We start from the raw sequence: 4,544 nt of genomic DNA, 5'->3' as shown, positions 1-4,544 counted from the left end.
CGGAATTCAACCGATTGTCTGATGTGTTTTCTAAGGAACATATCTATTATGCGCACCCCTATGCCTCTTGGGAAAGGGGAACTAATGAGAATCACAACAGGCTCATTCGTAGATGGTTACCTAAAGGAACTAAGAAAACGACTCCTAAGGAAGTCGCATTCATCGAAAATTGGATTAACAACTATCCTAAAAAATGCTTGAACTACAAGTCACCCATAGAATTTCTTCTTGATGGCTAACTTGAACTTGAAATTCGCCAAAGAATACCTAAAGTCAAAATCTTTTTGTCCCAGACTCTTTTTTTGAGGCTCTTTTGTCTTATTCCTGTTTCCATTGACTATATTATGCTACACGAAAAATCCACTCAGTTGTCTGAGTGGATTAGGTGTATTTAGACTCTTAGTCTTTATTCTCGTATGGCAAGATCAAGTTCAAGATGATTCCTGTCATGGCTGATAGGGCAGTACCTGAAAGTGTTACTGGACCAAGTTTAAGGATAGCTCCTCCAAGTCCAAGGACCAACATAGCACTTGCGATGATGAGATTACGCATTTGAGCGAAATCAACACGTTCTTTAATCAAGACTTTCAAACCGTTGCTGGCGATAACTCCATAGAGAAGGATTGACATACCACCAAGTACAGCGTTTGGAATAGTTGAAATCAAGGCAGTAAATTTACCAAGGAAGCTGAGGGCAATCGCGATAAAGGCAGCGTTACGGATAACTGAGACAGAAGCGATACGAGTCATACCGATAACCCCTGTATTTTCTCCGTAAGTTGTATTGGCTGGTCCACCAAGGAAGGCAGAAACAGAAGTTGCGATACCGTCACCAAGAAGAGTACGGTGAAGACCTGGTTCTTTCAAGAATTGACGGCCACAGATTTGACCCAAAACAGTATGGTCACCAATATGTTCAGAAATTGTTACGATAGCGATTGGCAAGATGGCAATAGTTTCTGGACCAAAGTAAAGATTGTACTCTTTAAAGGCACCACCTGTGCTAAATGGCAAGTAGAAACCAGGAATTTCGAACCAGTTGGCTTTAAGAACTGGTGTAAAGTCAACCAAGCCAAGAGTTAGTGCGAAGAGGTAACCACCGATAATGGCAAAGAGGAATGGAATGATTCGTAGGAAGCCTTTTCCTTTTGTATTGATAAAGGCAGCAATTAGGAAAGTAACAACCGCTACAAGAGCATTTTTCCAATTTCCATCCGCTACAAGATCAGCGTTTGTAACAGCTGAACCTGCAAGTCCAAGACCGATAACGATAATCATAGGTCCAATAATGATTGGTGGTAAGAGTTTATCAATCCATTTTGTACCTGTAAAACGAACACCAGCAGCAACAAGGACGTAGACCAAACCAGTCAAGATCACCCCTGTTTGGGCAGCAGATACATCACCACCCATTTCTTTCATAGCCAGTGACATAGCTGTGATAAAGGCAAATGAAGAACCTAGATAAACTGGAACTTTAAATCCAGTTGAAATCATGTAGATGAGTGTTCCAACACCTGAAGCAAAAAGGGCAACAGATACAGGCATTCCCAAAATCAATGGTACCAAGATGGTCGCACCAAACATGGCGAAAACGTGTTGGAAACTAAGGAGAATTCCTTTTCCAGCTGAAGGACGTTGGTCAACGTCTAGTAACAAATCAACAGTTGATTCTTGTTTCATATAAACCTCACTTTTGGGCGTCAAAAAAGAGCCCATTATTTTATAGCAATAGGCCCTCAGAGTAAGACTTCTTTAAAATCTAGACTTTAAAGAGTTTCAAATATTTCTGCGTCTTCGTCACCTCACGGGATGACATTAAAAACCTTTGCTTGTGATAGTATAGCAAAAATTACAAACTTTGTAAATATTTTTTTACTTAAAAATTTAAAGCGGGCGTTTGTTGGGCATGCCAGCCTTACGTGGATATTTATTTGGTGTTTCTTTTTTCTTTTCTACCACTGTGATGTAACGCGGATCTCCATTTGGTAGGGCGTAGCTGAGATTGTCTTGGACCTTGCTGAAGAGGAGGTTGAGGGCATTCTTGGCTTCTAATAACTCCTCAGGAGCATTGCTGGCCTTGAGTGCCAATAGTTTGCCACCAACTTGCAGGTAAGGAATGGTCAATTCAGATAGGACCTGCATACGGGCAACCGCACGAGCTGTTACAAAATCATATTGAGCACGGAAGTTCTTATCTTGGGCAAAATCTTCTGCACGCCCATGGTAGAAGTGGACGCCATCCAAATCCAGCTCCTGAGCCAACAATTGGAGGAAGTTGATGCGCTTATTTAGTGAATCAATGATGGTCACATCAAGCTGAGGATAGAGGATTTTCATTGGTAGACTAGGAAATCCTGCCCCAGCCCCTATATCAAGCAGTTTGATATTTTTATTGGGAATCAAGCCTTGTAGAATGGGTGCAATCGAATCATAAAAATGTTTGAGATAAACTTCTTCCTTGTCTGTAATGGCTGTTAAATTAATCTTTTCATTCCACTCGACCAAGAGTTCAAAATAACGTTCAAATTGTTCTTTTTGCTGGTCCGAAAGTGGAAGATTTTGCTCGGCAAGCAAATTGTAAAATGTTTCTGGTTTCATAGTTATTTCCTTCTTTAGTATCATCTTATTTTACCACAATCATTAAAAATTTGATATACTGGTACTAATCTAAAAGTAGAAAGGAATAAGATTATGACTTGGATTATTCTTGGAGTTTTGGCTCTGATTGTTATTTTTGTGATTGTTAGCTATAACGGTTTGGTTAAAAATCGTATGCAAACCAAGGAGGCTTGGAGCCAGATCGATGTTCAGTTGAAGCGTCGTAATGATCTCCTCCCAAACTTGATTGAAACAGTCAAAGGATATGCGAAATATGAAGGTTCTACCTTGGAAAAAGTAACAGAACTTCGTAGACAAGTAGCCGCAGCAACTTCACCAGCCGAAGCTATGAAGGCCAGTGATGCCCTTACCCGCCAGATTTCTGGTATCTTTGCAGTAGCAGAGAATTACCCAGACTTGAAAGCTAGTGCTAACTTTATCAAATTGCAAGAAGAGTTGACCAATACAGAAAATAAAATTTCTTACTCACGCCAACTCTACAACAGTGTTGTCAGCAACTACAATGTAAAACTTGAAAGCTTCCCAAGTAACATCATCGCAGGACTATTTGGCTTTAAAGCTGCAGACTTCCTTCAAACACCTGAGGAGGAAAAGGCAGTTCCTAAAGTTGACTTTAGTGGTTTAGGTGATTAAGATGTTGTTTGATCAAATTGCGAGCAATAAACGAAAAACCTGGATTTTGTTGCTGGTTTTCTTCCTACTCTTGGCCTTGGTTGGTTATGCGGTTGGCTATCTCTTCATGCGCTCAGGTCTTGGCGGCATGATTATTGCCCTAATTATAGGCCTTATCTACGCTCTGACCATGATCTTTCAATCGACAGAGATTGTCATGTCTATGAATGGGGCGCGTGAGGTTGATGAGCAAACAGCACCAGACCTCTACCATGTAGTAGAAGATATGGCCATGGTGGCTCAGATTCCCATGCCCCGTGTTTTCATCATTGATGATCCAGCCCTAAATGCCTTTGCGACAGGTTCTAATCCTCAAAATGCGGCAATTGCTGCGACTTCAGGCCTTCTAGCTATCATGAATCGTGAGGAGCTAGAAGCTGTTATGGGCCATGAAGTCAGTCATATCCGTAATTACGATATCCGTATTTCGACTATTGCTGTTGCCCTTGCCAGTGCCATTACCATGCTTTCTAGTATGGCTGGTCGTATGATGTGGTGGGGTGGTGCAGGTCGCAGACGAAGTGACGATGACCGAGATGGAAATGGCTTAGAAATCATTATGCTAGTGGTTTCTCTACTAGCTATTGTGCTGGCACCTCTTGCTGCAACCTTGGTGCAACTAGCTATTTCTCGCCAGAGGGAATTCCTAGCTGATGCTTCCAGTGTCGAGTTGACTCGTAATCCACAAGGGATGATAAATGCTCTACGTAAGTTGAATAATAGTAAACCTATGAGTCGTCCTGTAGATGATGCCAGTAGTGCACTTTATATTAATGCTCCCAAGAAAGGGGGAGGGTTCCAAAAACTTTTTTATACTCACCCACCTATCTCAGAACGGATTGAGCGTTTGAAACATATGTAAAATTTGCCTATACAATCCTAAAAAATGAGCATTCTCGTAGTTGGAGATGCTCATTTTCTTATATAGTCAACTCAGAAATCAATTGGTTACGATACAACTTAGAATTTCTTTAGGAAACTTCGTTCAGAACACATGATATAGTCAATTGAAACAAGAATAAGACAAAAGAGCCCATGTTTTCTCAATAGGATTGTACTCAGGTGAGTAGGGAGGAAGTGGTAACAGTTTATGCCCAAACTCTTCACACAAGAGTTCTAGCTTACCCATTCTATGGAATCTTGCATTATCCATAATAATAACTGATGGTGTGTTTAATGTTGGTAAGAGAAACTTCTGAAACCAAGCTTCAAAAAAGTCGCTCGTCATCGTCTCTTCGTAGGTCATTGGA

General features: G+C 41.0%; 6 protein-coding genes. 3 read left to right on the top strand and 3 right to left on the bottom strand.

Features of this window, described 5'->3' with window-relative positions; genetic code table 11:
* Positions 1–239, top strand: a 239-nt coding sequence (locus tag FGQ53_RS11135) for an IS30 family transposase (protein WP_138338820.1), incomplete at its 5' end; no start/stop codon positions are given.
* Between the two features lie 160 nt (positions 240–399).
* Here FGQ53_RS11135 and FGQ53_RS11130 read toward each other — a convergent pair.
* Together FGQ53_RS11130 and rsmG are read right to left on the bottom strand one after the other, a co-directional pair.
* Positions 400–1,683: a uracil-xanthine permease family protein gene (locus tag FGQ53_RS11130; protein WP_171019148.1), complete on the bottom strand. Its 1,284-nt coding sequence runs from the start codon at positions 1,681–1,683 to the stop codon at positions 400–402.
* A gap of 204 nt (positions 1,684–1,887) precedes the next feature.
* On the bottom strand, positions 1,888–2,601 hold the full coding sequence (rsmG, locus tag FGQ53_RS11125; protein WP_138338815.1) for a 16S rRNA (guanine(527)-N(7))-methyltransferase RsmG: 714 nt from the start codon (positions 2,599–2,601) through the stop codon (positions 1,888–1,890).
* 93 nt (positions 2,602–2,694) lie between these two features.
* On the opposite strand from rsmG, the gene FGQ53_RS11120 reads away from it, so the two are divergent.
* Both FGQ53_RS11120 and htpX read left to right on the top strand, forming a co-directional pair.
* Positions 2,695–3,255, top strand: coding sequence for a LemA family protein (locus FGQ53_RS11120; RefSeq protein WP_000219838.1), 561 nt, complete (start codon positions 2,695–2,697; stop codon positions 3,253–3,255).
* 1 nt (position 3,256) lies between these two features.
* Complete coding sequence (htpX, locus tag FGQ53_RS11115; RefSeq protein WP_138338812.1) at positions 3,257–4,156, top strand: zinc metalloprotease HtpX; 900 nt, start codon at positions 3,257–3,259, stop codon at positions 4,154–4,156.
* Between the two features lie 141 nt (positions 4,157–4,297).
* Here htpX and FGQ53_RS11110 read toward each other — a convergent pair.
* The coding region (locus tag FGQ53_RS11110; RefSeq protein ID WP_171019147.1) for a transposase at positions 4,298–4,544 on the bottom strand (247 nt) is incomplete at its 5' end.

The organism is Streptococcus mitis, assembly GCF_005844455.1.
GTDB classification, from domain to species: Bacteria; Bacillota; Bacilli; order Lactobacillales; family Streptococcaceae; genus Streptococcus; species Streptococcus mitis_BF.
The sequence above is the reverse complement of the archived record's forward strand: the minus strand, read 5'-3'. Positions and strand labels throughout refer to the sequence as shown.

Excerpts from the sequence above, each read along its gene's own strand:
- FGQ53_RS11130 (WP_171019148.1), bottom strand. The coding sequence starts at position 1,683 with ATGAAACAAGAATCAACTGTTGATTTGTTACTAGACGTTGACCAACGT.
- rsmG (WP_138338815.1), bottom strand. The coding sequence starts at position 2,601 with ATGAAACCAGAAACATTTTACAATTTGCTTGCCGAGCAAAATCTTCCA.
- FGQ53_RS11120 (WP_000219838.1), top strand. The coding sequence starts at position 2,695 with ATGACTTGGATTATTCTTGGAGTTTTGGCTCTGATTGTTATTTTTGTG.
- htpX (WP_138338812.1), top strand. The coding sequence starts at position 3,257 with ATGTTGTTTGATCAAATTGCGAGCAATAAACGAAAAACCTGGATTTTG.